The organism is [Mycobacterium] stephanolepidis, assembly GCF_002356335.1.
GTDB classification, from domain to species: domain Bacteria; phylum Actinomycetota; class Actinomycetes; order Mycobacteriales; family Mycobacteriaceae; genus Mycobacterium; species Mycobacterium stephanolepidis.
Genome location: NZ_AP018165.1, coordinates 47,870 through 73,300, shown reverse-complemented (window position 1 = coordinate 73,300; position 25,431 = coordinate 47,870). Strand labels below are relative to the sequence as shown.

Genomic DNA, 25,431 nt, shown 5'->3' with positions numbered 1-25,431 from the left:
GTAGCCGCCGATTCCCTCCCAGCGGGACGCCGGCTCTGCGGGCGACACCGATGTCCGGTGAGCGGACCAACCCCCTGCTGTAAGCGCGCACACGCTGTTAGAACGGGTCCATGACGACAGCCCAGTCAGAGCCCGGTCTTGATTCTGTGAAAGTGCGCGCCATCGAGGCGGACGCCGCGCCTACCCGGTTCGCGCGCGGCTGGCATTGCCTTGGCCTCATCAAGGACTTCGGCGATGGAAAGCCCCACTCCATCAACGCGTTCGGCAAAAGGCTCGTCGTGTTCCGCGGCACCGGAGGCAAGATCAGCGTCTTGGACGCCTACTGCAGACACATGGGTGGGGACCTGAGCCAAGGCGAGGTCAAGGGTGACGAAATCGCCTGCCCGTTCCATGACTGGCGCTGGGGCGGCGACGGCCGCTGCAAGCAGGCGCCCTACAGCCGTCGCACCCCCAAGCTCGCACGCACGGCCACCTGGACCACGCTGGAACAGGACGGCATGTTGTTCATCTGGAACGACCCGCAGGGGAGTGCGCCGCCGGGGGACATAACGATTCCACGTATCGAGGGCGCCGACAGTGACGAGTGGACCGATTGGCATTGGTACACAACGATTGTCAACACCAACTGTCGAGAGATAGTCGACAACGTGGTCGATATGGCGCACTTCTTCTACGTACACGGCGCGCTGCCGACGTACTTCAAGAATATCTTCGAGGGCCACGTCGCCACGCAATACATGAACGGCGGAACCCGGGCGGACGTGCCCAGCCCGGAGGGAGTGGAGATGATCGGACAGACGTCCGTCGCGTCGTACTACGGCCCCTCCTTCATGATCGATGATCTGACCTACCACTTCGTCGGCGGCGATCAGCAATCGATTCTGATCAACTGTCACTACCCCATCGATTCGGATTCCTTTGTGCTGCAATACGGCATCATCGTCAGGAAGTCGCCCGCATTGCCCGATGACGCCGCCACGGGTGCCGCTGTCGCGCTCGGCGACTGGGTGAGGATCGGGTTCGAGCAGGATGTGCAGATCTGGAAGAACAAGGCGCGCATCGATAATCCGCTGCTGTGCGAGGAGGACGGTCCCGTATACCAACTGCGGCGCTGGTATCAGCAGTTCTACGTGGACACCGAGGACGTGGCCGCCGAGATGGTGGACCGGTTCGAGTATGAGGTGGACACCACCCGCCCCGGGGAGGCTTGGAAATCACAGATCGAGGAGAACCTCGCCGCGATGGCCGGAAGCTCATCGTCGTGATCCGCACCGACAATCGCCTGGCCGACTCACCGATGGTGCCGGTCGGCTGTCAGCGTTGCGGCGCGCAGGTTTTGGCGCGCAAGAGCAGCTGGCAACAGACCAGCGTGCAGTGGAACGCCGAGGCCGAATCTCGGTGTCTCCAGCGGTCGGACCGCACCGGACTGTTCCTGGTGTGCACGGAGCTACGCGGCTCGATTCTCGACGCCGCACGCAGCGGACGACTCCCCGTTCTCGCCGAAGAGTACGGCGCTTAAGCAAGCAGCTCGTCGACATCGCGGCACAACCGCTCTATCGCCGCGGCGGCCAGGTCCAGACCCGGCATGGTCATGAACCCGTGAATGGCGCTGTCGTAGCGCCGGTACCGCACCGGAACCCCGGCCTTCTGCAACGCCCGCGCGTAGGCCTCACCCTCGCTGCACGGCGGGTCATAGCGCGCCGTCACCACCACGGCGGCAGGTAGTCCAGCTAGATCCGCCCGCAGTGGCGCCGCGTAGGGGTGCGTGCGCAGGGCGTGATCGGGTAGGTACTGATCCCAATACCACCGCATGGCGGCGCGGGTGTTGTAGTAGCCGTTCGCATACCGCCGGTAAGAGTCCGTGTCGAAATTCGTGTCCAACACCGGGTAGATCAGGATCTGGCCCGCGAGGGCAGGCCCACCCATATCGCGGGCCATCAGTGTGGTGACTGCGGCGAGATTGCCTCCGGCGCTATCGCCGCACACGATTACGCGGCCGGGGTCTCCTCCGAGCGCGCGGGCATGGCGCACCGCCCAACATGTCGCCAGGAACATGCCCTGCGCCGCCGTCGGCCACCGATGTTCCGGCGCCCGCCGATAGTCGACCGATACCACCACGGCGGGCATCTGGTCGGCCAGGCGTCGGCACAAGCCGTCGTGAGAGTCCTTGTCACAGAACACGAATCCGCCGCCATGGGCGAAGACGAGGGTGGCCAGCGGTCCCGGCGCATCCGGGCGGTACACCCTGATCGGTATCTCACCGTGCGGCCCGGAGGCGTGCTCGTCGGTCACCGAACGCATCGGCAGCGGCTCGGCCGGTGCCCTATAGCGGGCACGAATGGCAGCACGCGCCGTCGCTCCCGTCATCGTCTCGACGCGTGGAAACCCCTCGTTCAGAGCCGGGAGCAATGCCGCGATCTGTGGATCGAGGGTCACGCGTATTGCATTGCGGGTGAGTTCATCTCGCGCGGCGCGGGGGAGGGGGCGCACCGTAGGGGCCGAATCGGCTGCAGGGTTGGTGCCACCCGTGTCGGGCCGTTCTCGACATTGCGCCAGATGGCCGACGCCGCCGAAGCCCTGTCGGCACGCACCCTGTTACCGGTGCCGTGGGTGGAAACCGTAGACATCAGCAATGCGGTGGTGTTCCTGGCCTCCGACGAAGCGCGTTACATCACCGGCACCCAGCTGGTGGTCGACGCCGGACTAACGCAGAAGGTGTGATGAATCGCGTGACAGGACGATTGGCAGGCAAGGTGGCGCTGGTCACCGGTGCCGCGCGGGGTATTGGGCGTGCGCAGGCGGAGCGCTTCGCTCAGGAGGGCGCCGATGTCATCGCTCTCGACATCTGCGCACCGGTGCACACCACCGTCACGCCCCCCGCGACATGTGCCGACCTCGATCAGACGGCCGATCTGGTGGAGTCTCACGGCCAACGGGTCATTCCGGGCGTGGTCGACGTACGGGATCTGCGCGCCCTGGAAACCTTTGTCACCGATGCGGTTACCTCATTCGGCGGCCTGGACATCGTGTGCGCGACGGCCGGGATCACGTCGCGCAGCATGCTCACCGAGATGAGTGAAAGCGTGTGGCAGACCATGCTTGACGTCAATCTGACCGGCGTGTGGCATACCACCCGCGCCGCGATTCCACACTTGATCACCCGTGGCGGCGGCTCCATGGTGTTGGTGAGCTCCATCGCCGGATTGCGCGGTCTCGTCGGGGTCTCGCACTATGTCGCGGCCAAGCACGGCGTGGTGGGGCTCATGCGTTCACTGGCATCGGAGCTGGCGCCGCACAAGATTCGCGTGAACACCGTGCATCCCACCAACGTGGATACCCCGATGATCCAGAACGACCATGTACGGCGGATGTTCCGGCCCGACGTCGAGGAACCGACTCGAGAAGAATTCGCTCACGCTGCCAAGACCATGAACATGCTCGACCTGCCGTGGGTGCAACCGCTCGATATCGCGAACGCCTCGCTGTTCCTGGTCTCCGACGAGGCGCGGTACATCACCTCGGTCGCCCTGCCGGTCGACGCGGGCAGTACGCAGCGGTAGCCGCCCTCGGCGGTACCGTCGAGGCATGAACGTGCTCATCTCGGCCGACGAGCTCGCACAACGCCTGTCCGATCTCCATGTCCTCGATGTGCGCTGGACCGTGATGCAGCCGAACGGCCGCCCGGCCTACCTCGAGGGTCATCTTCCCGGCGCGGTGTTCGTTGACCTGGATGCCGACCTCGCCGACCACTCCGTGGCGGGCCGTGGCCGCCATCCGCTGCCCACGCCCCGGGCTCTCCAAGCCAGTGGCCGGCGCTGGGGACTGAGCGACGGTGACGCCGTGGTCGTCTACGACGATTGGAACGGGCAGGCGGCCTCGCGTGCCTGGTGGCTGCTGCGCGCCGCCGGAATCGCCGACGTTCGGATTCTCGACGGTGGCTGGCCGGCCTGGCAGCGTTTCGGAGGGCCCGTCGAGGCGGGAGAAGTTGTCGCCGAGCCCGGCGGCATCACCATCTCTTCGCTGGACGGCTTCGCCGCGGTCGATGCCGATGCGGTTGCTTCCCAGGCGGAATCACCCGATGCCCTGGTGTTGGACGCCCGTGCGTCGGCCCGCTATCGCGGGGAGGAGGAGCCGTTGGATCCCCGTGCCGGGCACATCCCCGGTGCCGTGTCCGCTGCGACTGCCGAGAACCTCACGCCGCAGGGAACCTTCCGGCCCGCTGCCGAACTGCGCGAGCGCTTCGAGCTGCTCGGCGCCGGACGGCACCCCGTCACGGTGTACTGCGGGTCCGGTGTCACCGCCACCCACCAGATCGCGGCGTTGGCTGTCGCGGGATACGACGCTGCCCTCTACCCGGGGTCGTGGTCGGAGTGGTCGAACGACCCGCAGCGCCCCGTCGCGACCGGGCCCGATCCGAACTAGCCGATCAGAGCGCCAATCCCACGGCCAGCGCAACAATCCCCAGAAGTGGCGGCACCAGCTGCTTGAGCGCGGCCGACGCCTTATCCGGCGACGAGATCAACAGCACCAGCCCGGCCGCGACCATCGATCCGGCGCCGGTGAACACCAGCGTCGCACCGACCGACGTGCAGCCTCGTGCCCACAGCACCGTGCCCACCGCGATGGCAATCGCGAGGAACAGGTTGTAGAAACCCTGGTTGAAGGCCAGAGGTTTCGTCACCTCGGCCTCTTCGAGTGTGCGCACACCAAAAATCTTGCGCGTCTTCTCACTGGTCCACGTGATCGATTCCAGATAAAAGATGTAGACGTGGATGAGCGCGGCGATTCCCGTCAGTACCAGCCCTGCGATGATCATGCTGCGAGAGCCTATCCGGCTCGCCGCTAACGCAGAGCCGGCTCGGGAGTTATGTCGGACTCCGCCGCCTGCAGGGGTGACTCTTCGCGGATATCCGTGCGCGAGTTCATCGCCAGCACCACCATGCAGAGCGTCGCCAGTACTGCGCCACCGCAGAGCAACACGGGGTGTGTCAGCACCGGCAGCGTGCTGCTGAGCATCGTCAGCATCATCGGCACCCCGAAGCCCAGGTAGGTCAGCCCGTAGAAGACGGCGGTGAGTCCGGCCAGGTCTGTGGGCCCGGCGATCCGGTTCACCTCCTGTAGCCCGCTGACCAGTGCCGTCCCATACCCCGCACCCAGCACCAACGCGGCGATCAGGACCCACGGGATAGTGAGCCGGTGTGCGGCAACGGCGGCCAACGCCATACCCACGGCGATCAGCGCCAGCCCGATGATGCCGAGCCGCGCGGTGCCCGAACAATCGATCCTGGGCGCAAGCAGCTGTGCGGTGAAACCGCAGCCCAGGCAGACCAGACAACACAGGGCGGAGAAGGCGATGCGGTCGCTGGGAAGCGTCGGGGCGATGAGCGTGGGCAGCACCGCGTACGCCACCGCCGCCGAGCCGAACACCCAGGGCGCCAAAGGCATAACAACAAACAGGAAGCGGCGACGGCGCGCGGCGGGGATCTTCAGATCGTCCACCAGCCGACCCGGTGCGCGCTCGGCCGCAGATTCCGGAACCGAGAGTGCAAGTACCGCACCGGGAATCGTGATCGCGATGTTGACCAGGAACGCCAGGTTCTGCGGCCAGGGGCCCCACTGCGCCAACGCTCCGGCCACGGCGGCCCCGAGCGCGAATCCCGCCGTCAGGCTCATAGCTCCGCGCCGCGCACCGGCGCCGATCCGATCAAACGGGGGAGCCGACAGTTCCTTGACCCACGAGCTGCCTGCGGCCATGGCCAGGCCCAGCGCGATACCGGAGAGCACCCGCCCCGTGAAGAGCAGCGCGAAATGCTGCGCCCCCAGGGCAAGCACCAGAGACCCGGCCATCGAGATGAACGGGGCCAGCAGCATCACCGCACGCCGGCCGTAGCGATCCGAGAGAGGTCCGCCCAGGAACAGCGCCGGGATGATGCCCAGCACGTAGGCGAACAACAGTGTGTCAACGGATGCCGCGGATTGTCCGGCCTGCCGATACATCACCAGCAGCGGGGTGAATTCATTACCACCCCAGGCAATTCCGAACATCGCGAGGGCCACCCGCTGCCACGGCGCCAGCAGGCGGCTAGTCACGCTCGGTCACCACTTTCATGTGCTCGACGAGTTCGGCGCTGAAGCGTGCTGCATCGCCCGCCGCTAACGCGTCCACGAGCGCGCGGTGTCCGGCAACCGACCGTGCGACCCGCACCGGGTCTACTCCGATGGCGGCGGCCGCCATTCGGCGCTGGCGCTCGCGAAGGCTGTCGTAGAAGTTCTCCAGCAGTGGGTTTCCCAGCTTGGCCACGATCGCACGGTGGAAGTCCACATCCGCGGCCGCGAAACCCGCGGCATCGCCCTGCGCGGCACGCCCTAATTGCACCTCGATGAGTGCTGACAGATCAGACAGAAGTGCCGGAGATGCGCCCCGTTCGGCAATGCGCGCCGCGGCCGCGCTCTCCACGACGCGGCGCGCGTCAACGACGTGTCGCCGTTCCTCGGGGGTGATGGGCACCACCAGTGCCCCGCGCTTGGGGTAGAGCCGCAGCCAGCCTTCGGTTTCGAGCCGCAGGAAGGCCTCACGTACCGGAGTGCGGCTACATCCCATCCGCGCCGAGATCTCGCCTTCGCTCAGCAGCTCACCGCCGGGGATATCACCGCTGAGGATGCGCTCCTTCACCGAGCGATATGCCTCTTCACTTGCGGAGATGGCCACTGTTCGAATAATAGACACAACTTGTATCTAAGATGAAGACGGTAGCTATCGCAAACCGAAAAACCCACTTCACCGGGTGTTCAGCGTCACGTTATGGCGGAGGACGATGCCGCCGTCACCGCAGGCGCACTCGCCTAGCGGGCCGCCTGCTCATCGGCTATCCGCTTGTCCAGCTTGGCGTCGAACGTGTTGGCAAGCGTCGTGCACGCCGTCGGGTCGATCATCGGGTTCGGGTCACGTTGCGCCACGAGCCTGTTCAACTTCGTGATGTCGTCGGCTTGTTCGGGGTGCACGGAGAACAAGATGTCGCAGGGCAGCGCGCGCACCGTCTGAATGCTCTGCCGGAACCTGGACACATGACCGGGCGCAAAACGGTAGTTACCGGTGGCGACGGCATTGAGGCTATCGGCGTAGACCATGTCCAGGCACCGGCCTCCTTCGCATGATTTCCAGGTCCAGCTGACACCGCCGGGCGTGTGGCCCGGTGTGAAATGCGCTGTCACCGCCACATTTCCGAGCTTCAGCACCTCCCCATCGGCGATCTCCCGAACTCGTTCAACGGCAGGGAAGGCGGCGTTCGCGGTATCGGAGGCCTGCGGATCATCGGCGGACACGTGCCCGGCACGCAGCGACTGGGCGCCGACAGGGCTCGATACCGCGGTGGCCCCGCTGTCATGGACCACCGCTGCGATACCGCCCGCATGATCGACGTGGGTATGAGAGGACAGCACGTACTTCAGGTCGTCGACGGAGAACCCCAGCGTGCGGATGTTGTCCTCCACCTGCGGCGCCGATTGCGGCATGCCCACGTCCAAAAGAATCAAACCCTCGTCGGTCCGAATCAGCACCGAGCTGATGCCCTCTGTCCCGACGTAATAGGTGTCACCGTGCACACGGATGGGCGCACGCGGCTGTGTCCAGATCGGGTCGCCCGCCACCGGTGCGGTCAGCGCTTTCCCGTGTTCATGCTGTTCGGGCCGCTCCGGCGAGGCAGTGCATCCCGCGACGAGGACAGCGAGAGCGGCAGCGGCGAGCAGTTTCATGATCTCCATCCCTACCACCTCACCGAACACCCGAGCACGCGGATTTAGACGCGTGCTTCGATAACACCATGCAACGCACTATCTACACCGAGGACCACGACGCGTTCCGGGAGTCCGTGAAGGCCTTCGTGCAGCGCCACGTCGAGCCGCGCGCCGAGAACTTCATCGAGCAGCGCTACATCGACCGCGAGCTGTGGCTAGAAGCCGGCAAGCAGGGCTACCTGGGGCTCGACGTGCCCGAGGAGTTCGGCGGCAGTAGTGCCGGCGACTACCGCTACAACGCGGTTCTGCAGGAGGAGCTGTCGCGCTCCAGCGCCGCACTGGCCTCCTCGATGTCCATCCACTTCGACATCGTCGCCCCGTACCTGGTCGAGCTGACCACCGATGAGCAGAAGCAGCGCTGGCTGCCGAAATTCTGTAGCGGCGAGATGATCACCGCCATCGGCATGACCGAACCGTCGGGTGGTTCCGATCTGGCAGCCCTCAAGACCACTGCGGTCAAGGACGGTGACGACTGGGTCATCAACGGCTCCAAGACATTCATCACCAACGGCGCGCGTGCCGATCTCGTGGTCGTCGCCGCGCGCACCGCACCCGAGCTCAAGGCCAAGGGCATCACCTTGTTCGCGGTCGAAGAGGGCATGCCCGGCTTCGAGCGCGGCCGCAAACTGGACAAGGTGGGCCAGCCGGAAGCCGATACCGCCGAACTGTTCTTCACCGATGTGCGGGTGCCCGCCGAGAACGTGATCGGTGAGGTCAACCAGGGATTCATCTCGATGATGCAGCGCCTGCCCCAGGAGCGGATGGGCTGTGCGGTCGCCAACATCGCCCACGCGGCCGCGGTGCTCGAGGAGACGATCGAGTACGCCAAGGAGCGCAAGGCGTTCGGTCAGCAGATCGGCAGCCTGCAGTACAACAAGTTCCTCATCGCCGAGCTCGTCACCAAACTCGAAGCGGCGCAGGTGTATGTCGATCAGGGTGTGCTCGCGCACAGCAAGGGTGAGCTCTCGGCGATCGATGCCGCGAAGGCCAAGTGGTGGTCCTCTCAAGTGCAGAACGAGGTCATCGACGCCTGCGTGCAGCTGCACGGCGGCTACGGGTACATGAAGGAATACCGCGTCGCGCGGGCCTGGATGGACGCGCGCGTCACCAAGATCTGGGCCGGTTCCAACGAGATCATGAAGGAGCTCATCGGTCGCGACCTGGGCTTCTGATCCGACCCCGCCCGGGCCGCTACCGTCGAATGGGAATCTGGCGAGGCGTTTGATCGGAATTTCCTTGTGAGATTCCCACTCGGTGAAAGGGCATCATGACTGACGACGGACGCATACGGGTTCCGGCCGACCTGGACTCGGTGACGAACATCGGCAGCGGCGATCAGGCCGAGGACCACTCCGAGATCGACCCGGCCGCCGTTGAGCGCATTTGGCAGGCGGCCCGGCACTGGTATCAGGCGGGTATGCACCCGGCGATCCAGGTGTGTTTGCGGCACAAGGGAAAAGTGATCCTCAACCGTGCCATCGGGCATGGTTGGGGTAACGCGCCCACCGATCCGGCCGATGCCGAGAAGATCCCCGTCACCACCAACACACCGTTTTGCGTGTACTCGGCCGCCAAGGCCGTCTCGACGACGGTGGTCCATCTGCTCATCGAACGCGGTGCGCTCTCGCTCGACGACCGTGTCTGCGAGTACCTGCCCACCTTCACCAGCCGCGGCAAGGATCGCATCACCATCCGCCATGTGATGACCCACAGCGCGGGCATTCCGGTACCCACCGGACCCCGGCCGGATGTCACCCGGATGGATGACAGCGAGTACACCCGCGAACAGCTCGGCCAGCTGCGCCCGCTCTACCGTCCCGGCCTGGTGCACATGTATCACGCACTGACCTGGGGGCCGTTGGTGCGCGAGATCGTTCTCGGTGCGACCGGCAAGAGCATCCGCGACATCCTTGCCACGGAAATCCTCGATCCCCTCGGGTTCCGGTGGACCAACTACGGTGTGGCCCCCGAGGACGTACCGCTGGTGGCACCGAGCCACCCCACCGGCAAGCCATTGCCCGCGCCCATGCGCGCGGCCTTCCGGGCGGTGGTCGGCGGGACCATGCACGAGATCATCCCGATGTCGAACCAGCCCTTCTTCCTCACCGGCGTGGTGCCGTCGTCCAACACCGTCTCCACCGCGAACGAGCTGTCCCGCTTTGCGGAGATCCTCTGTCGGGGTGGCGAACTCGACGGGGTGCGGGTCATGTCCCCCGAGACCATCCGGGCCGCGGCGGCACCGGCCCGGCGCCTGCGACCGGACATGGCGACCGGCGGTATGCCGATGCGCTGGGGGACCGGATACATGCTGGGCTCTAAGCGGTTCGGACCGTTCGGGCGCAACTCGCCTGCGGCGTTCGGGCACACCGGGCTGGTGGACATCGCCGTATGGGCGGACCCCGCCCGTGCGCTGTCCGTCGGCGTGGTCAGCAGCGGCAAGCCGGGTAACCACAAGGAAGCCAAGCGCTACCCGGCCCTGCTGGACCTCATCGCCTCGGAGGTACCGCTCGTCTCCTAATGTTTCAGCACTCGTTTACGGGGTATACCTCGCGTGGATCGGGGATCAGCAACGAACTGCCCCCAGCGAAGGAAACATCGACATGACGCTCTCCCACACCCTCATTCGCCGGGCCACCAGCACCGCCGGTGTGCTCGGGTTCATCACCGCGACTGCCATATTGCCCACGGCTTCGGCCGCGCCGGACTGTAGCCGCGAGCGGCTCTCCGACACCGTCGGCTCGACAACAATCGCCGCCCGCGGATACCTCGACAATCACCCAGGAGCACGGGCGGTGCTCGACGCCGCGCCCGACCAACCGCGCGCCCAGGCCGCCGCGAACATCCGCGCGTACTTCACTGCCAACCCCGGCGAGTACCACGATCTCCGCGGCATCCTGTCCCCGATCGGTGACGCCCAGCGCGAATGCAATGTCACCGTGCTGCCGCCGGGCCTAGCCTCGGCGTACGACGAGTTCATGGCCGGCTGAGCTCGGCTAAAGCTCCAGGCCCAGCAGCGCGTTCTCGATCAGCTCGGGTAGTGCCGGGTGTATCCAGTACTGACCTCGCGCCATCTCGCGCACCGGTATCGAGAAGCTCATCGCGGTGATCAACGATTGGATCAGCGCCGACGCCTGGTAACCGACGATGTGCGCGCCGACCAGCAGGCCCGTCGATCGGTCGGCAACCAGCTTGCACAACCCCTCGGTGTCCTCCATCGCCCATCCGTACGCGATGTCTCCGTATGTCTGCACCTTGACCGCCACGTCGATCCCGCGTTGTCGCGCCTGGTCCTCTGACAATCCCACCGATGCCACCTGCGGGCGGCTGAACACCGCACCGGGGACAAACCGGTGATCGCTGGCGGTAGTCGGGGAATCCCAGCCGGACAGCAGATTCGCCTGCACCACCCGCGCTTCGTGATTGGCCACGTGCTTGAGCAGATAGTGCGAACTCACATCGCCGAGGGCGTAGATGCCGCGCACCGGTGTGCGCTGGTACTGGTCGACCGGCACCCGGCCCTGCTCGTCGAGCGCCAGTCCCGCCGCGGACACGTTCAGCTGATCACCGTTGGGGGTGCGTCCGGTGGCGACCAGCAGCACATCGCCGGTCACCGTTGATCCGTCGGTGAGGTCCAGTTCGACACCGTCACCATCGATCTCGCGAGCGGCCACCACTTCTGTGTTCAGCCGCACATCCCACCGCGCCGACACCACATCGGTGAAACGCTGCGCGATCGTCTCATCCTGAGCGCGCAACAGCCGCGGGCCGCGCGCGATCACCGTGACCGCCGAGCCCAAGCCACTGAAAACGTGCGCGAACTCGGCGGCGATGAAACCGCTGCCCACGATCACCACACGCTCGGGTAACTCCGGTAGACGCATGATGTCGTCGTTGGTGTGAAAGGCCACGCCGCTGTCGGTGATCACCGGCGGGATGACCGGACGTGAACCCGCGGCGATGACCACCTGCCGGGCCTCCAGGATCGTGCCGTCCGCCAGCTGGAGTCGATGGATCGGGTCGCCGTCGGTATCGGTGCCCGGCGCCATGAATCGCGCTTCTTGCTGAAAGACCGTGATGTTGGGGCAGTCCTCGACGCGGTAGCGCAACCCACCCGCCGCGATCGGGTCGATCCTGCCGAAGACGCGTTCACGGATGTCGGCCCAGCGAGTTCCCTGCACCGAGCTGTCCACACCGAGCCGCGAGCCGTCACGGGCCTCGTCGGCCAGGTCTGCGGGGTAGACGAACATCTTGGTGGGTATGCAACCGACATTCAGGCAGGTGCCACCGTAGGCGCCCGCGTACACACCGCGATCGACGATCGCGATCTTCTGGTCCGCGAAGCGGTCATCGGGCAACGAGTTTCCGCTGCCGGAACCGATGATGACGAGGTCGTACACCTGTTCTCCATCCGTTGAGGGCGCGCTCTCTCGGTGCCGAGCGTTCCCCCTTACGCTGCCATATCGGCCGGCACCGTGACGCACACCCGGGTACCGGCGCCCGGTGCCGACGTGATCGCGACATCGCCGCCCGCGGCGTTGATGGGAACCGTCAGCGAGGCCAGCCCGATGTGCCCGTCGGCGACCGACGCGGACAGATCACGCGGATCGAAGCCCTTGCCGTCATCGGCGACCACCAGCGTGAGGAGATCGTCATCTCGAGCCAGTTCGACGTGAATGTTCTTGGCACGTCCGTGCTTCACCGCATTGGTCAACAGCTCCTTGACCGCTCGGTACACCAGCGGCTGCGCCGGGGGACTGCCCACTTCCTGCAGCTCAGTGCTGACCTCGACGGTGCCCCGCGCCGCGTACTGTCGGCCGAGCTCACGGACCGCCGCCGTCAATCCCAGCTCGGCGAGCACCTGCGGATGCAGGGCCGACACCGCGCCGCGCAATTCCGCTGCCGTGTCGCGCAACGACGCATGCACCGCCACCAACACCGGATCAGGTTGTCGTTCAAGAACTTCCTCGATTTCGAGGCGTGCCGCCAGCAGATTCTGCAGCGGGCCGTCATGCAAGCGCTCGGCGACTTCGCGGTTGTGCCGTTCCTCGGCGCGCATCGCTTCCAGCACCAGCTGCTCGCGCGTGCGCACGAGCTGCTCGACGTGTTCGGAGCGGCGTTTGAGCACGAAGCACATTCCGGCGGTCACAGCGGCCAGCCACAGCAATGTCACAACGGTGAGGTACTCGTCGCCGGGAATACCGTCGATGTTGCCACTCCTGGTGTAGAACACCAGAACACCCAAATACCCTGCAGCGGTAATGGTTCCGAGGACAGCCGTCACAGCCGGACGCTCTTGGAAGGCCACCGAAACGGGAAGCAGGAAGAACACCGGGAGTAATTCCGACGTGCCGTAACCGGAGGCCACACACAGCGCCACCACGGCGGCGATGTCCACGGCGGTGGCGGCAGGGGCCACCCACATCGGGACATGTCCGCGCACCGCGATCAGCACCCACACAATCGCAGACACCGTGTACACGGCCAGTACCCCGTAATACACACCGACATGCCACATTTCGATGTTCGGGTTAGACCCCAGCAGCACAATCAGCACGATCAGGGGCAGACGTAGCCAGGCCGAAACCCGCATGGGTTCAGCGGTGAAGTACCCGGCCACCCGCTCCAGCGCCACGGCTACTCGAGCAATCCACGCCGCATGGCCTCGGCCACCGCCGCCGCCCGGTCACCGACGCCAAGTTTTTCGTACAGCCGCTGCACGTGCGTTTTCACAGTGGACGGAGCCAGGAACAGTTGCTTGGCCATGGCCGGCACGGTGAGGCCGTCGGCGATCATCCGGAGCACCTCACGTTCACGCGTGCTCAACGACGGGCCCGCCGGTTGTGCGCGCTTGCGAATCTCGCCGGCCAGTCCCGCCGTCAGGCTGGCCGTCACCACGTCCCGGCCCCGCGCGCAGTCGAGCACCGCACTGACCAGTTCCGCGCGCGTGGATTCCTTCGAAAGGAAGCCCGCAGCCCCCTCCGCCAGGGCGTGATAGACGATCGCCGCGTCGTCATGGGCCGAGAGCAGCAGTACCCGGGTACGCAGCTCGTCGCGGCGCACGGCCGCAGCCACCTGCGTCCCGTCGAGCTCCGGCATCCGGTAATCGAGCAGCGCGACGTCGGGCTGGTGCTCTCTGATCAGCGCGAGCGCACCGGCGCCATCCTGAGCCTCTGCCACCACGGATATCTGGCCGCTTCCGGTCAGCGCCCGCACCACACCCTCGCGAAAAAGCGGGTGGTCATCGCCGACTACCACCCGCACAAGTTCGCCGCTCACCTGCACAAACGCAAGCTTGGCACGCCAAATCCGCGTGTGTCCCCCAATTGGGGGACATCAAGATCCTCCGGTGTATCAGCCGGTCGCCCGACATACATTCCGGTCTCCGCGCCGCATCGTTGAAGTATCACCAAGCAACCCGGTGATCCAACTCAAAGACCCACTGGCACAGGAGAAATCATGAAGAAGTACATCATCGCCGGAACCGCCGCCGCCGCTCTCGCGCTGGCACCCCTCGGCTTCGCTCTCGGCACCGCATCCGCTCAGACCGACGGCTCCAACGCCCAGCAGACCGTCAGCGAGCTGCAGGCCCAGGGCTACAGCGTGATCGTCAGCAAGACCGGATCCAAGGCCCTCAATCAGTGCACCGCCAGCAGCGTGCGCCCCGGGCAGACCACCGTGCGGTCCGATTACGGCCTCCCGAGCAACAAGCGTCCGGGCGTCTTCACCAACACCACGACCACCAAGACCATGTACGTGGATGTGACCTGCTGATTTAGCGCCGATACCGAGTACATACCAACCTCGTTCCATTAGATGCCGATTCAGACACGGGTGGGTAACGGCCCTCGCCAACCACGCAACGCCCATAAGAGACTGCGTATGCGACGGGTCTCACGCTGCCCGCGATGCAGATCGAACTGTCGGAGCGCTGGGGCCAAACGGCTTCTGGTGGAAGAGGAGATTGCCGTGAGTGCGCCCAACGATTCCCCGGCCGACGGCTCCGAGGACGAGATCCTCGACCGGACCGGACCCATCATCCCCATCAAGCTGGGCGCGCACGCCAAACGGCAGCGCGCGGAGGCCGCCTCGCCGCAACAGCGCCAGCCCGAATTGGCGCCCCGTCCACTGCAACTGCCGCCACGTGGCCCCCTGTCCATCGTCGACGCCGTACCGCCCCACGATCCGCATGTCGATCTCCCTCCGGCCATCGGCGATGCATTGGGAGCACAGCTTCGTTCAGAAATGCTGCCGTCGCCGCGGCGCCCCGCGTCCATTGGTTGGCGTAAGTGGGTGTACCGCGGGAGTTTTGGCGTCATCAATCCGGGCGAATCCCGCGAAGAGGCCGAACTTCGTGAGCTGACCGCCGTGGTGCGCACCCCGTGGCGGGGCATCCACTCCCTGGCGGTCTTGGGCGGAAACGGCGGCGTCGGCAAGACGATGATCACCGCCGCCCTCGGGTCGGTGCTCTCCGAGCTGCGTCGCAAGGACATGGTGCTGGCCACCGACGCCGATCCGGGCCAGTCGGCCAACCTGGCGTCGTGGATCGATCCGTCGGCCTCATCCACCTTCGCTGATGTGCTGGCCCAAGACGAGCCCGAGCGCAACTTCGATCTGCGCTTCTTCGTCGGGCAGAATCCGGTGACCGGACTGGATGTGCTTGCTGCCAACGCACATTCAGTGCGTCCGCGCGGGGAGCTCAATTCCGAGATCTACTCCCAGGCTCACAATCGGCTGCAGCGGCTCTACAGCCTGCTGCTCACCGACACCGGCGTGGACTTCTGGCATCCGGTGATGCCCGGCGTGCTGCGGTGCGCCAATGGTGTGGTGCTCGTTGCGGCCGCCACGCCGGTCGGTGCCGAGGGCGCGGTCCGCGCAATCGAGTGGCTCATTTCCGAGGGTTACGAGTATCTGATCCCCCGCATGGTGGTGGTGATCAACCATGTTCGCGGCTACGACAGTCGCGAGGATCGCAGGAACTCCGAGCGTCTGGTGGCGGCGATGGTCGCTCGCTTCCACCGCTGGATCTCGCCGAACCACATCGTCGCCGTGCCCTATGACCCGCATATCGCCACGGCGGGACCGCTGGACATCCATCAGCTACAGCCCGAGACCTGGCATGGCCTGGTCACCGCGGCAGCCTCGGTCTCGGCCGGCCTGGCGAGCGCCTGGAGCGTCTAGTCGCGACAGACCGTCCGCCCCCCGCGAAGCGTCTCGAGCAGCTCCCGGTACGGACCGACCACATAGGCGGTATCGCCGGCCACAAGGCGGGTATCCCGGCGGGGATGCAGCCGGATCGGCAGGCCCTGCCGGGATATCGCGATGACCCGTGTCTTCGTGGACAAGTCGGCCATCCGCATTCCGGCCAGTTCACTGCCTTCTTCGACCAGCACCCCACCGACGGTGAAGGACTGCTGTCCCACCGAGAAGGTGCCCAGCACCTGCAGGCCCATCGCGGCGCCGATGAACCAGGGTGCCGCGAGTTCGACCGTGGAACGCAGGTTCTCGAATCCGAATCGCTGAGCCACCGCCGTACCAAGCGTGCGATCAAAAACCCGCACTACCAACGGCACATGAGACCATCGCGAGCCCAGGCGGTTTCGCACCACAATTCCTGTTTCGATATTGGTGACATCGTCTTGAGTAAGCACCGCGACCGCCGCCGCCTCGTCCAGTCGCGCCGCATCCCAGGTCTGGGGCAGGGTCGCGTCGCCGAATATCACCGGAATCCCCAGATCGGTGACCGTCGCCAGGTATCGGTTGCTCTCCGAACGCTCGATGATGACGACGTCGCAACCGGCCGCTTTCAGATCTGTGGCCACCCGCACACCAAAGGACCCCACGCCGACGACGATGACGTGGTCCGAGAGCTCGCGCACCTTCCGGCGGCCCGAATTCTGCGCGATGCGCCGTGACAGCAGCAGATCCACCACGAAGGCCATCACCACCGCGGTGGTGGCGATTCCGGCGAACATCAGGAAGATACTGAACAATCGCAGCCACGTCGGCTGGTCGACGAAGCTGAAGTCCCCGTATCCGACGGTTGCGATCGTCTCAGTAGAAAAGTACAGCGCATCAACGTAACTCATTCCCGGCCGCTGATAGGTGTACCGCAGCAGAACGGTCGCTCCGACCAGTAGCCCGAAGGCAACGCCCAACGCCCGGAAGAAGATCGGATTCACATCGTCGCGAAAAGCACGGACGCCGTCCAGCAATCGAGATACCGGGGAACGCCGGTGCCGCACCTTCGTCTGCCCGGTCACAGAGACAATTCCCTGGGCCGTCAGGTCCTCTTGCGTACCGATCATTGCCGCCCAATCACCCTCGCGAACCGCAAGATCCCTCCCCGGGCACGCGACTACCTCTCCCGGAGTGGGTGAGGCTTCTCCATGGACGACCGCCACCGGCGCCAAGTCTCCGTATATCCCCCGTAGGGTTCCCGCTCGCAGCACGGTCGCCCCGAGACGATGAAATCGACACCGGCCGCGGGAATGACGTGGGTGGTGCGCCGCAGACACGCCTCCACCACCGAGCTCGCCGTCAGATCCGCGACACTGAGCACAGCACCCGGTCCGTTGTCCGCGGCGACGGCCGCGCGAAGCGCGAAGCACATCATTGGCCAGTCGGGCGATGACCCTCATCGTCGGATTGAGTTGCCTTGCCAGTAGGGCGATCTCGAGGTTCTTCTCGTCGTCGGCACTCGCACACACAATCGCAGCGGCGTCGGCGATCCCCGCGGCGGTCAGGCCGTCCACGCCGGATAACGCGGAGACGACGACTCCTGCGCTCCATAACTCCTCGGCAATCCGCACCGCCAGCGCATCCTTGCCGTACACAATCGTGTGTCCCTGCACTAAGCTTCCCCTTCTCCACCGCGCTCTTCCGCGTGACATGCTCAGGCAAACACGTTTCACCCTGGTCAACAGGGCATTTCCACGGTTTGACGCTGAGTCGGCAGTTCTACTCAGCGCGACCGGTAACTCGTCGGCGGCGCACCTCGGTCACGCGTTTATGATTGCGTGAGTGTCCGACCTGTCCCGCGCCGAGATCCGCGCGCGCCTCGACAACGTGACCCTTCGCGACGCGTCCCGGCTCGGGCGCCGCCTCAAGAATCTGCGCAACTCGGCCGATACCGAGAAACTCCTCGAACAGATCTCCGCCGCCGAGGCATTGGTGGCCACCCGGACCGCTGCCGTCCCGACCATCACGTACCCAGACCTACCCGTCAGCGCGCATCGGGACGAACTCGCCCGCGCGATTTCCGCGCATCAAGTGGTCGTCGTCGCCGGCGCCACCGGCTCGGGGAAGACCACACAGCTTCCCAAGATCTGTCTGGAGCTGGGTCGTGGAATCCGCGGCACCATCGGCCACACCCAGCCACGCCGACTCGCGGCGCGCACAGTCGCCGAACGCATCGCCGAGGAGCTGGGCACCTCTCTCGGCGAAACCGTGGGCTATACCGTCAGATTCACCGACCAAGCCAGCGACCGCACCCTGGTCAAGCTGATGACTGACGGCATTCTGCTCGCGGAGATCCAGCGCGATCGACGGCTACTGCGCTACGACACCCTCATCCTGGACGAGGCGCACGAACGCAGCCTAAACATCGACTTCCTCCTGGGCTATCTACGCGAACTGCTGCCACAGCGGCCCGACCTGAAGGTCATCGTCACCTCGGCCACCATTGAGCCGCAACGCTTTGTGGCGCACTTCGGAGGCGCACCCATCGTCGAGGTGTCCGGGCGGACGTACCCGGTGGAGATCCGCTACCGGCCGCTGGAAGTCCCCGTGTCCGGTGATTCGTCAGATGATCCCGATGACCCCGACCATGAAATCGTCCGTACCGAGATCCGCGACCAGACCGAGGCGATCGCCGACGCCGTCCGCGAGTTGGAGGCCGAACCGCCCGGGGATGTACTGGTGTTTCTGTCGGGCGAGCGCGAGATCCGCGATTGCGCCGAGACGCTGCGTGGCAGTTTCCGCAACACCGAGGTTCTTCCGCTCTACGCACGTCTACCAACAGCAGAGCAGCACAAGGTTTTTGCGCCCCACACCGGCCGGCGTGTGGTGCTGGCGACCAACGTCGCCGAGACCTCCTTGACCGTTCCGGGCATCCGATACGTCATCGACCCCGGCACCGCGCGCATCTCCCGATACAGCCGACGCACCAAGGTGCAGCGCCTGCCCATCGAACCCATCTCCCAGGCGTCGGCCGCACAGCGGTCCGGCCGGTCCGGACGAACGGCGCCCGGTATCTGCATCCGGCTGTACTCCGAACAAGACTTCGAGGCCCGGCCACGCTACACCGATCCGGAAATCCTGCGCACCAACCTTGCCGCCGTCATCCTGCAGATGGCGGCGCTGCAGCTCGGCGATATCGAGAACTTTCCGTTTCTGGATCCGCCCGACAAACGCAGCATCCGCGACGGTGTGCAGCTACTGCAGGAACTGGGTGCGTTCGATACCGGCGGTGCCATCACCGAACTGGGGCGGCGGCTGGCACGTCTGCCCCTCGACCCGCGCATCGGCCGGATGATCTTGCAGGCAGATGCCGAGGGCTGCGTCGGGGAAATCTTGGTACTCGCGGCCGCACTGTCGATTCCCGATCCGCGGGAACGTCCGACCGATCGCGAAGAAGCAGCTCGCCAAAAGCACGCGCGCTTCGCCGACGACCATTCCGACTTCAGTGCCTACCTCAATCTGTGGCGATACATCCAAGATCAACGAAGCCAACTTTCGGGCAGCGCCTTCCGGCGCATGTGCCGCGAGGAATTCCTGCACTACCTCCGTATTCGGGAATGGCAGGACTTGGTGGGGCAGCTGCGCAGCATCGCGCGCGACCTCGGCATCCGTGAGTCGGGTGAACCCGCCGATCCGAGACTGGTCCACGCAGCCCTGATCGCCGGCCTGCTGTCCCATATCGGTCTGCGCGAAGGCGACTCGCGCGACTATTCCGGTGCACGCAACACCAAATTCGTACTCGCCCCCGGCTCAGTGCTGACCAAAAAGCCACCCCGATGGGTGGTCGTCGCCGATCTGGTCGAGACCAGTCGGCTGTTCGGCCGGACCGCGGCCCGCGTCGAACCACAATCGGTAGAGCGGATCGCCGGGGACCTGGTACAGCGCACCTACAGCGAGCCGCACTGGGACGCCGAGCGCGGATCTGTGATGGCCTTCGAGCGGGTGACTCTCTACGGGCTGCCACTGGTGCCTCGCCGCCGGGTGGGTTACGCGCAGGTGGATCCAGAGCTGGCGCGCGAAATGTTCATCCGGCACGCCCTGGTGGAGGGCGACTGGCAGAGCAAGCACCACTTCTTGCGCGACAACGCGCGACTGCTGCGCGAACTGTCCGAGCTCGAGGACAAGGCACGCCGGCGTGATCTGCTGGTGGGCGATGACGAAATCTTCACCCTGTATGCCGCGCGCATACCGGAGGACGCCGTGTCCGCACGGCATTTTGATGCCTGGTGGCGCAAGCAACGGCACAAGACGCCTGCTCTCCTGACATTCACCCGTGACGATCTGCTGCGATCCGAGCACGCGACCGACGATATGCCCGACACCTGGAGATCCGGTGACGTGGCATTGCCTGTCAGCTATCGATTCGAACCCGGCGCGGCCGACGACGGCGTATCCGTGCATATTCCGGTCGAGGTGCTTGCTCGCCTGGGCGGTGATGAATTCGCTTGGCATGTACCTGCTCTGCGCGAAGAACTGGTCACTGCGCTCATCCGTTCATTACCAAAAGATCTGCGCCGCAACTTTGTTCCCGCACCCGACACCGCTCGTGCGGTGCTCGGGAACATTGAGCCCGGTCCTGAGCCGCTGGTGTACGCGTTGGGGCGGGAGCTGCACCGGCTCACCGGCATCCGCGTACCCACCGACGCGTTCGACCTCGACAAAGTGCCCCCGCACCTGCGGGTGACCTTCGTAGTCGAGTCCGCCGACGGCTCCGAGGTGGCGCGCGACAAAAACCTCGATGTGCTGCAGCAGCAGCTCGCGGGTTCCACCCGACAGGCCGTGGCGGCGGTAGTCGCGGGGGATTGGGAGCGCAAGGATCTACGCGGCTGGCCGGAGGACCTGCCCGAATTGCCCCGCACCGTAGAACAAGTCAGCGGCGCACACACCGTACGCGGATATCCGGCGCTGGTGGCCACGGGTAACACCGTGGATGTTCACGTGTTCGCCACCGCTGCCGAACAGCGGGCCGCCATGGCGGCAGGCACCCGTCGCCTGCTGCGACTGTCGATTCCGTCGCCGATGAAAGCCGTTGAGCGCGCACTGGACCCGCGGTCCCGGCTCGTACTCTCGTCAAACCCCGATGGTTCATTGGCCGCGTTGCTCGACGACTGCGCCGACGCAGCCGTCGATCAGCTGGCCCCCGCGCCGGTATGGACCCGGACGGAGTTCACGGCGCTGCGCGACCGGGCGGCACAGAGCCTGGCGGTCACCACGCTCGATATCGTGCGCCGTGCCGAGAAGGTCGTGGCGGCCTGGAATGAGGTACACGTGGCGCTGCCCACCACAGTGCCTGCGGTGCAGGCTGATGCGATCGCTGACATGCGCGATCAGCTCGCCAGACTGCTGGAGGCGGGATTCGTCGCGGCCACCGGCGCTGCGAAGCTGGCCGACCTCGCGCGTTACGTCACAGCGATCGGTAAGCGACTGGAACGTCTGCCCCAGGGGGTGGAGGCGGACCGCGAACGCATGCAACGCGTACACGCCGTCGAGGACATCTATGACGACCTGCTGCGTGATCTACCCGCTGGGCGTTCCGATGATCCCGACATCAGGGATATCGCGTGGTTCATCGAGGAATTGCGCGTGAGCCTGTGGGCCCAGCAGCTCGGCACCGCGCGTGCGGTCAGCGAGCAACGAATCATCAAGGCCATCAACGCCGCTCGATAGTAGTCCATCGACTCGACAGAGCATGAGAGCCAGAAACTCTTTGGAGTTTCTGGCTCTCATGCGAATCGCTAGTCGGCGTTTATGCGCCCCACTTGGCTCCTTCTGCCATGTCGCGGGCGTTCATGGACAGGGTGTTGGTCTCGTGGGTAGAGCCCATGGCGCGGTAGGCGCGGATGAGTTCTTCCATGGCGGTGTTCCACTGGGCCTGCCAGGCGGCTTGGCTCATCGAGGTATCACCGTGCCAGGCCGCCTGCAGAGAGGCCTGTTGGGCGGCCAGGTCGGCTCCCAGGGCGGTCAGCACACCGGAGTAGGTGTTCATCTCACCGGCGTGGGCCAGCATCGCGGGGTAGTTGAAAGTAATCTGCGACATCTGCTGTGTTCCCTTCCTTGTACGTGTGTGGGTTAGACGCCGATGTAGCGGCTGACGGCGGCGGCATCCTCGGCCACATAGGTGGCGGCGGCATCACCGAGGTTGATCTGCGCGATATCGAGCAGGGCGTTGACCTTCGCGGCGACCTCCACGAACCGGGCGTGCGCGGCCTGGAAGGCCACCGAGGACTCCCCGACATGGAACGCCTGCGCCGACAACGCGGCCTGCTCGGCCTGTGAAATCGTCGAACGCATCAAAGCGGTCTTGGCACCAAACGTGCCCTCCGCAGCCACCAGGGCCGGAATGTGCGCATCAAGCAAACTCATATTCATCTCCTCAATCGTGTTGTGTTGCATGTGATTCAAATGGTCGGCGAAGTGGGGCGGCCGGTCAGCTGCTGGACCCCCCTTCGGCGGGTCTGTCAGATTCGGCTCCCCAGGTGTTGGGGAGCATGGGCATGGTGCGCGTGCCGTCCATGCTCTCTGAGGCGCTCTCGCGCTCGATCAGACCGGCCGCGCCGGCGCTCGAGGTACTCCTGGACACCGTCCCGGAAAAGCCGAGCCGGCCCGTGCCGCGAGAAGATGCCCCCACGCCTGCGGGCTGACGTGCTGCCTGTTCCGAAAAGTCCGGGTCCACTGTGGAATTCATGTCCATGAACTGCGGGGCCGGATCCTTGATCCGGGCCGCGCGCTTGCGGCGCGCGCGTGAACGCGCCGACGCGGCCGCGGCGGCTGCAGCGGAAATCCCTGCCGCCGGCGCCTTGGCACCTGCACCCTCATTCAATGTCGGCCCAAACCGCGCAGCCGGCGGATCTTCCTGCACCGCGTACACCATGTATGCGGGAGTCACCGCCGCCGGGGCCGGTGATGTGGACATAGGTGCACTGGAAGTCGTTGGCGCGGAAGATGAACCGCCTGGCATCGACTGCCCCGACGGCACCTGCGCCAGCTGCAGATCTTGTTGGAGGTTACGGCGCTCGACCCGTACGGGCTCGCGACCGGGCTCATCCTCATGCCCGGGCTCTTCGATACCGGCGGGCGGAACCAGGGCCGAAAGCGCAAGCCCGAGCACAATCGGCAGCCACGCCGGCGCCGAAAGCACAATGCCCCAGAAGGTGAACCCGAAGGGGATGAAGAACGCCTCGTACGCGATGAAGAACAGCAGTGGGAACCACGCGAAGAATGCAGCGATCGGGTTCTTCATGAAGTCTTCGATCATGTCCTGGAGCGTGCCGAGCGGATTGGTCATGAACCGCATGAGCTGGTCGATCATGTTGTTGCTGTTATCCAGCGCGGTGCCGGATTCGGCAGCCTGCGCTTGCGCGGCCAGGCCGGACATGTCGGCCATCCGTGCCGTTACTTCGCCGCCCGGCGCCATGATCATCGGCGCGGGTGTTGTCGGCGCGGCCGAAGCCACAGCGGCAGTGGAAACACCTTGGTAGACGCCCATGGTGGTGGCGGCCTGGACCCACATCCGGATGTAGTCGGCCTCGTTGAGCGCGATCGGAATGGTGTTGATACCAAGGAAATTGGTGGCCAGCAGCACGCCGTGGATCATGTGATTGGCCGCCAGCTCGGCCAGCGTCGGCATCGCCGCCAGCGCCGTCGTGTAACCGGCGGCGGCCGTCTCCTGCAACACCGCATTGGTGGCGCTGAGCGCGCTCTGCTGAGTCAGCCAGGCCAGATACGGCGCGTGGCCGGCAACATACTGGGTGGCGCTGGGCCCCTGCCAAGGCCCGGCGTTGGCAGCAGCGAGCAGCTGCGTCAACTCCGTTGCGGCAGTGGTGTATTGCACCGAGAGTGCTTGCCATTGCGCGGCTGCCGCCAACAGTGCTCCCGGCCCGGGTCCAGCGCTCAGTAGCGCCGAGTGGACCTCGGGCGGGAAAGCCATCCAGATGGGGGCGGACACGGAATCTATCCCCGCGCGATCATGTACGTCGCCGCGGCCTGCATATCACCGGTGGTGTAACTGGCCGCGGTCTCCGAAACACCCAGCCCGGCCCGGCCCAACTCCTCGACAGCCAACGTGGCCACACCGGTGTGTTCCACACCGCGAGCACTAAAACCCGCCGCGGTCTCCAACGAGACCGGATCGGCTGCCGGCGGCACCACCGCACCGATCACCGGTGCGGCGGCAGCATGTGCGGCAGCCAGACGCGCGGTCAGCGCCTCCACCGCGGCACTGGTGGCAAGCAGACCTTCCGGAATGACATTCAGATACATCGTGGGTACTCCCTTCCCTGAGCAGCATGCTCACTGACGAGCGAAGACGCAGCCTGGGCGCATTCGGGCGCACCGGCTCGGGGAAACGTCCTCACCTGCAGGCGATTTGAAGTAGCTGTACTGATCATTGGTGATCGACCAACCTTGCGAATCGACGACCGCATGAAGGGAAATTAGCATCGCCTAACACTGTTGTCGATAGTTCGCTCAATGCTGATTCACTAGTACTGAGCTGTTTCAATTCGAAACTTGTAGGTTGCTGGAATCGACATTAGGCCGGACTGGCGTCCCGCGCTCGGGCGTGAACTGCGCTTATTACGCCCTCGGTCTAGAAAAATCTCTTTAGTGCGCTAATGGTTTAGGTCCCACGGGTCTTTGTGCCACTGTGGCACAAGTCACTGGCAACGCTGCGGCCCGCCGCGCCCATGGAGTCGGAATCACTCAACCGGACGGTCTGATAACGCGGAGAGAACTCTGCGTGCACGCGCCGCCATCTCATCGGCCGACCGCTCGGGGTGGTGCCACCACCACTGCACCAAGGCCGAGACCATGTTCTCCCAGACCAGAGTCGCGGCCGACAGGTCATCCTCATCGCTCAGGCCCAAAGCACCGAGCGCCTCCGTTACCGCCGCCGCGGCCTGTTCACGCAGCACGGTCCGCTGGCGCCTGGCGGCATCCCGGGCCCGTCCGCTGGGCACCGTTCTGTCATAGAGAACCGGCCAGTCGCTGCGCCGGCCCTCCAAGGTGGCGAAAATCGCCGTCAGCACCGATTCTGCGACCTCTTTACGCGCAGACGAGCCGGACAGCGCGCCCCCGATCGCCGCGGCCAGCCGCTCCCCGGCCCGTTCCACACACGCGACGTAGAGATCTTCTTTAGACCCGAAGTAGGCCAGGACGAGGGCTTTGGATACCCCGGCGCGGGCGGCGATCCCATTCATGCTCGACGCCACGAAGGTCGATTCGCCGAACTCATCCGCCGCGGCGGTCAAGATCCATTGCTCCCGCTCCTGCCGGGGCATTCCCTTGCTGCCAGTCCGGACGGGTTGCACGCGTATGACGGTAGCGGAGTGCTCGCGCAAGTCCGTGACACGTACCACCCGCGCTCGCAATCCGCACCAGCCAAGGGATTGACCGTACGGT

The 25,431-nt window shown here is 65.4% G+C and carries 23 protein-coding genes and 3 pseudogenes; 11 read left to right on the top strand and 15 right to left on the bottom strand.

Annotation, left to right across the window (positions count from 1 at the left end; translation table 11 throughout):
* Window positions 1–110 precede the first annotated feature (110 nt).
* Window positions 111–1,265: a Rieske 2Fe-2S domain-containing protein gene (locus MSTE_RS00385; RefSeq protein ID WP_096498313.1), complete on the top strand. Its 1,155-nt coding sequence runs from the start codon at window positions 111–113 to the stop codon at window positions 1,263–1,265.
* Window positions 1,262–1,519 (top strand): ferredoxin, encoded by a 258-nt coding sequence (locus tag MSTE_RS00380; protein ID WP_096498312.1) that lies wholly within the window; start codon window positions 1,262–1,264, stop codon window positions 1,517–1,519. Before MSTE_RS00385 ends, MSTE_RS00380 begins: the two co-directional genes overlap by 4 nt.
* Here the strand turns inward: MSTE_RS00380 and MSTE_RS00375 are convergent.
* Together MSTE_RS00375 and MSTE_RS25645 are read right to left on the bottom strand one after the other, a co-directional pair.
* On the bottom strand, window positions 1,516–2,436 hold the full coding sequence (locus MSTE_RS00375; RefSeq protein WP_096498311.1) for an alpha/beta hydrolase: 921 nt from the start codon (window positions 2,434–2,436) through the stop codon (window positions 1,516–1,518). The genes MSTE_RS00380 and MSTE_RS00375 overlap by 4 nt on opposite strands.
* A pseudogene (locus tag MSTE_RS25645) lies at window positions 2,433–2,567 on the bottom strand (IclR family transcriptional regulator); the annotation flags it as partial. The pseudogene MSTE_RS25645 and the gene MSTE_RS00375, both read right to left, overlap by 4 nt.
* Here MSTE_RS25645 and MSTE_RS00365 point away from each other — a divergent pair.
* The 3 genes and pseudogenes from MSTE_RS00365 to MSTE_RS00355 all read left to right on the top strand — a co-directional run.
* Window positions 2,557–2,721: pseudogene (locus tag MSTE_RS00365) on the top strand (SDR family oxidoreductase); the annotation flags it as partial. The pseudogenes MSTE_RS25645 and MSTE_RS00365 overlap by 11 nt on opposite strands.
* An 8-nt stretch (window positions 2,722–2,729) precedes the next feature.
* Window positions 2,730–3,560 carry a mycofactocin-coupled SDR family oxidoreductase gene (locus MSTE_RS00360; protein WP_096505259.1) on the top strand — a complete coding sequence of 277 codons (831 nt, stop codon included), beginning with the start codon at window positions 2,730–2,732 and terminating at the stop codon, window positions 3,558–3,560.
* 25 nt (window positions 3,561–3,585) lie between these two features.
* Complete coding sequence (locus tag MSTE_RS00355) at window positions 3,586–4,422, top strand: sulfurtransferase (protein ID WP_096498310.1); 837 nt, start codon at window positions 3,586–3,588, stop codon at window positions 4,420–4,422.
* A 4-nt stretch (window positions 4,423–4,426) separates the two neighbouring features.
* Here MSTE_RS00355 and MSTE_RS00350 read toward each other — a convergent pair whose 3' ends face one another.
* From MSTE_RS00350 to bla, 4 genes are all read right to left on the bottom strand, one after another.
* The gene (locus MSTE_RS00350; RefSeq protein ID WP_096498309.1) at window positions 4,427–4,816 is read right to left on the bottom strand and encodes a DUF1304 domain-containing protein; all 390 of its coding nucleotides are present in this window, start codon (window positions 4,814–4,816) and stop codon (window positions 4,427–4,429) included.
* Window positions 4,817–4,842: 26 nt separating this feature from the next.
* On the bottom strand, window positions 4,843–6,090 hold the full coding sequence (locus MSTE_RS00345; protein WP_456300708.1) for an MFS transporter: 1,248 nt from the start codon (window positions 6,088–6,090) through the stop codon (window positions 4,843–4,845).
* Window positions 6,083–6,721, bottom strand: a complete 639-nt coding sequence (locus tag MSTE_RS00340) for a GntR family transcriptional regulator (RefSeq protein WP_030096214.1) — start codon at window positions 6,719–6,721, stop codon at window positions 6,083–6,085. Before MSTE_RS00340 ends, MSTE_RS00345 begins: the two co-directional genes overlap by 8 nt.
* A 122-nt stretch (window positions 6,722–6,843) precedes the next feature.
* On the bottom strand, window positions 6,844–7,761 hold the full coding sequence (bla, locus tag MSTE_RS00335) for a subclass B3 metallo-beta-lactamase (RefSeq protein ID WP_197704793.1): 918 nt from the start codon (window positions 7,759–7,761) through the stop codon (window positions 6,844–6,846).
* Between the two features lie 59 nt (window positions 7,762–7,820).
* Between bla and MSTE_RS00330 the strand changes: the two genes are divergently transcribed.
* The 3 genes from MSTE_RS00330 (at window position 7,821) to MSTE_RS00320 (ending at window position 10,781) form a co-directional block, all read left to right on the top strand.
* Window positions 7,821–8,966: an acyl-CoA dehydrogenase family protein gene (locus MSTE_RS00330; RefSeq protein WP_096498308.1), complete on the top strand. Its 1,146-nt coding sequence runs from the start codon at window positions 7,821–7,823 to the stop codon at window positions 8,964–8,966.
* 95 nt (window positions 8,967–9,061) lie between these two features.
* A complete protein-coding gene (lipE, locus tag MSTE_RS00325; RefSeq protein WP_096498307.1) occupies window positions 9,062–10,312 on the top strand; it encodes a lipase LipE in 1,251 nt (416 codons plus the stop codon).
* Between the two features lie 82 nt (window positions 10,313–10,394).
* On the top strand, window positions 10,395–10,781 hold the full coding sequence (locus MSTE_RS00320; protein ID WP_096498306.1) for a heme-binding protein: 387 nt from the start codon (window positions 10,395–10,397) through the stop codon (window positions 10,779–10,781).
* Window positions 10,782–10,787: 6 nt separating this feature from the next.
* Here MSTE_RS00320 and MSTE_RS00315 read toward each other — a convergent pair whose 3' ends face one another.
* From MSTE_RS00315 to MSTE_RS00305, 3 genes are read right to left on the bottom strand one after another with little or no spacing between them, the layout of a single operon-like run.
* On the bottom strand, window positions 10,788–12,191 hold the full coding sequence (locus tag MSTE_RS00315) for a mycothione reductase (protein WP_096498305.1): 1,404 nt from the start codon (window positions 12,189–12,191) through the stop codon (window positions 10,788–10,790).
* Window positions 12,192–12,241: 50 nt separating this feature from the next.
* A complete protein-coding gene (locus MSTE_RS00310) occupies window positions 12,242–13,384 on the bottom strand; it encodes a sensor histidine kinase (RefSeq protein ID WP_096505253.1) in 1,143 nt (380 codons plus the stop codon).
* 44 nt (window positions 13,385–13,428) lie between these two features.
* Window positions 13,429–14,055 (bottom strand): response regulator, encoded by a 627-nt coding sequence (locus tag MSTE_RS00305; RefSeq protein ID WP_030096221.1) that lies wholly within the window; start codon window positions 14,053–14,055, stop codon window positions 13,429–13,431.
* 195 nt (window positions 14,056–14,250) lie between these two features.
* On the opposite strand from MSTE_RS00305, the gene MSTE_RS00295 reads away from it, so the two are divergent.
* Both MSTE_RS00295 and MSTE_RS00290 read left to right on the top strand, forming a co-directional pair.
* The gene (locus MSTE_RS00295) at window positions 14,251–14,565 is read left to right on the top strand and encodes a hypothetical protein (protein WP_030096222.1); all 315 of its coding nucleotides are present in this window, start codon (window positions 14,251–14,253) and stop codon (window positions 14,563–14,565) included.
* A 177-nt stretch (window positions 14,566–14,742) separates the two neighbouring features.
* A complete protein-coding gene (locus MSTE_RS00290; protein WP_162291335.1) occupies window positions 14,743–15,972 on the top strand; it encodes a MinD/ParA family ATP-binding protein in 1,230 nt (409 codons plus the stop codon).
* Here the strand turns inward: MSTE_RS00290 and MSTE_RS00285 are convergent.
* Window positions 15,969–17,684: pseudogene (locus tag MSTE_RS00285) on the bottom strand (NAD-binding protein). The gene MSTE_RS00290 and the pseudogene MSTE_RS00285 overlap by 4 nt on opposite strands.
* A 130-nt stretch (window positions 17,685–17,814) precedes the next feature.
* Here MSTE_RS00285 and hrpA point away from each other — a divergent pair.
* A complete protein-coding gene (hrpA, locus tag MSTE_RS00280; protein ID WP_096498304.1) occupies window positions 17,815–21,699 on the top strand; it encodes an ATP-dependent RNA helicase HrpA in 3,885 nt (1,294 codons plus the stop codon).
* 79 nt (window positions 21,700–21,778) lie between these two features.
* Here the strand turns inward: hrpA and MSTE_RS00275 are convergent, their stop codons facing one another.
* The 5 genes from MSTE_RS00275 to MSTE_RS00255 all read right to left on the bottom strand — a co-directional run bounded on the left by MSTE_RS00275 (window position 21,779) and on the right by MSTE_RS00255 (window position 25,310).
* Window positions 21,779–22,069 (bottom strand): WXG100 family type VII secretion target, encoded by a 291-nt coding sequence (locus MSTE_RS00275; protein ID WP_005062633.1) that lies wholly within the window; start codon window positions 22,067–22,069, stop codon window positions 21,779–21,781.
* Between the two features lie 32 nt (window positions 22,070–22,101).
* Window positions 22,102–22,395, bottom strand: a complete 294-nt coding sequence (locus MSTE_RS00270; protein WP_096505247.1) for a type VII secretion protein EsxS — start codon at window positions 22,393–22,395, stop codon at window positions 22,102–22,104.
* 64 nt (window positions 22,396–22,459) lie between these two features.
* Entirely contained in the window at window positions 22,460–23,977 is a 1,518-nt protein-coding gene (locus tag MSTE_RS00265) for a PPE family protein (protein ID WP_096498303.1), read from the bottom strand.
* Window positions 23,978–23,982: 5 nt separating this feature from the next.
* Window positions 23,983–24,291 carry a PE family protein gene (locus MSTE_RS00260; RefSeq protein ID WP_096498302.1) on the bottom strand — a complete coding sequence of 103 codons (309 nt, stop codon included), beginning with the start codon at window positions 24,289–24,291 and terminating at the stop codon, window positions 23,983–23,985.
* 437 nt (window positions 24,292–24,728) lie between these two features.
* Window positions 24,729–25,310 carry a TetR/AcrR family transcriptional regulator gene (locus tag MSTE_RS00255; protein ID WP_096498301.1) on the bottom strand — a complete coding sequence of 194 codons (582 nt, stop codon included), beginning with the start codon at window positions 25,308–25,310 and terminating at the stop codon, window positions 24,729–24,731.
* Window positions 25,311–25,431: the final 121 nt, after the last annotated feature.

Bases quoted from the DNA above. Each gene is read 5' to 3' on its own strand.
- MSTE_RS00385 (WP_096498313.1), top strand. From the start codon at position 111: ATGACGACAGCCCAGTCAGAGCCCGGTCTTGATTCTGTGAAAGTGCGC.
- MSTE_RS00355 (WP_096498310.1), top strand. From the start codon at position 3,586: ATGAACGTGCTCATCTCGGCCGACGAGCTCGCACAACGCCTGTCCGAT.
- MSTE_RS00350 (WP_096498309.1), bottom strand. From the start codon at position 4,816: ATGATCATCGCAGGGCTGGTACTGACGGGAATCGCCGCGCTCATCCAC.
- bla (WP_197704793.1), bottom strand. From the start codon at position 7,761: ATGGAGATCATGAAACTGCTCGCCGCTGCCGCTCTCGCTGTCCTCGTC.
- MSTE_RS00330 (WP_096498308.1), top strand. From the start codon at position 7,821: ATGCAACGCACTATCTACACCGAGGACCACGACGCGTTCCGGGAGTCC.
- lipE (WP_096498307.1), top strand. From the start codon at position 9,062: ATGACTGACGACGGACGCATACGGGTTCCGGCCGACCTGGACTCGGTG.
- MSTE_RS00320 (WP_096498306.1), top strand. From the start codon at position 10,395: ATGACGCTCTCCCACACCCTCATTCGCCGGGCCACCAGCACCGCCGGT.
- MSTE_RS00310 (WP_096505253.1), bottom strand. From the start codon at position 13,384: ATGCGGGTTTCGGCCTGGCTACGTCTGCCCCTGATCGTGCTGATTGTG.
- MSTE_RS00295 (WP_030096222.1), top strand. From the start codon at position 14,251: ATGAAGAAGTACATCATCGCCGGAACCGCCGCCGCCGCTCTCGCGCTG.
- MSTE_RS00275 (WP_005062633.1), bottom strand. From the start codon at position 22,069: ATGTCGCAGATTACTTTCAACTACCCCGCGATGCTGGCCCACGCCGGT.
- MSTE_RS00270 (WP_096505247.1), bottom strand. From the start codon at position 22,395: ATGAGTTTGCTTGATGCGCACATTCCGGCCCTGGTGGCTGCGGAGGGC.
- MSTE_RS00260 (WP_096498302.1), bottom strand. From the start codon at position 24,291: ATGTATCTGAATGTCATTCCGGAAGGTCTGCTTGCCACCAGTGCCGCG.
- MSTE_RS00255 (WP_096498301.1), bottom strand. From the start codon at position 25,310: ATGCCCCGGCAGGAGCGGGAGCAATGGATCTTGACCGCCGCGGCGGAT.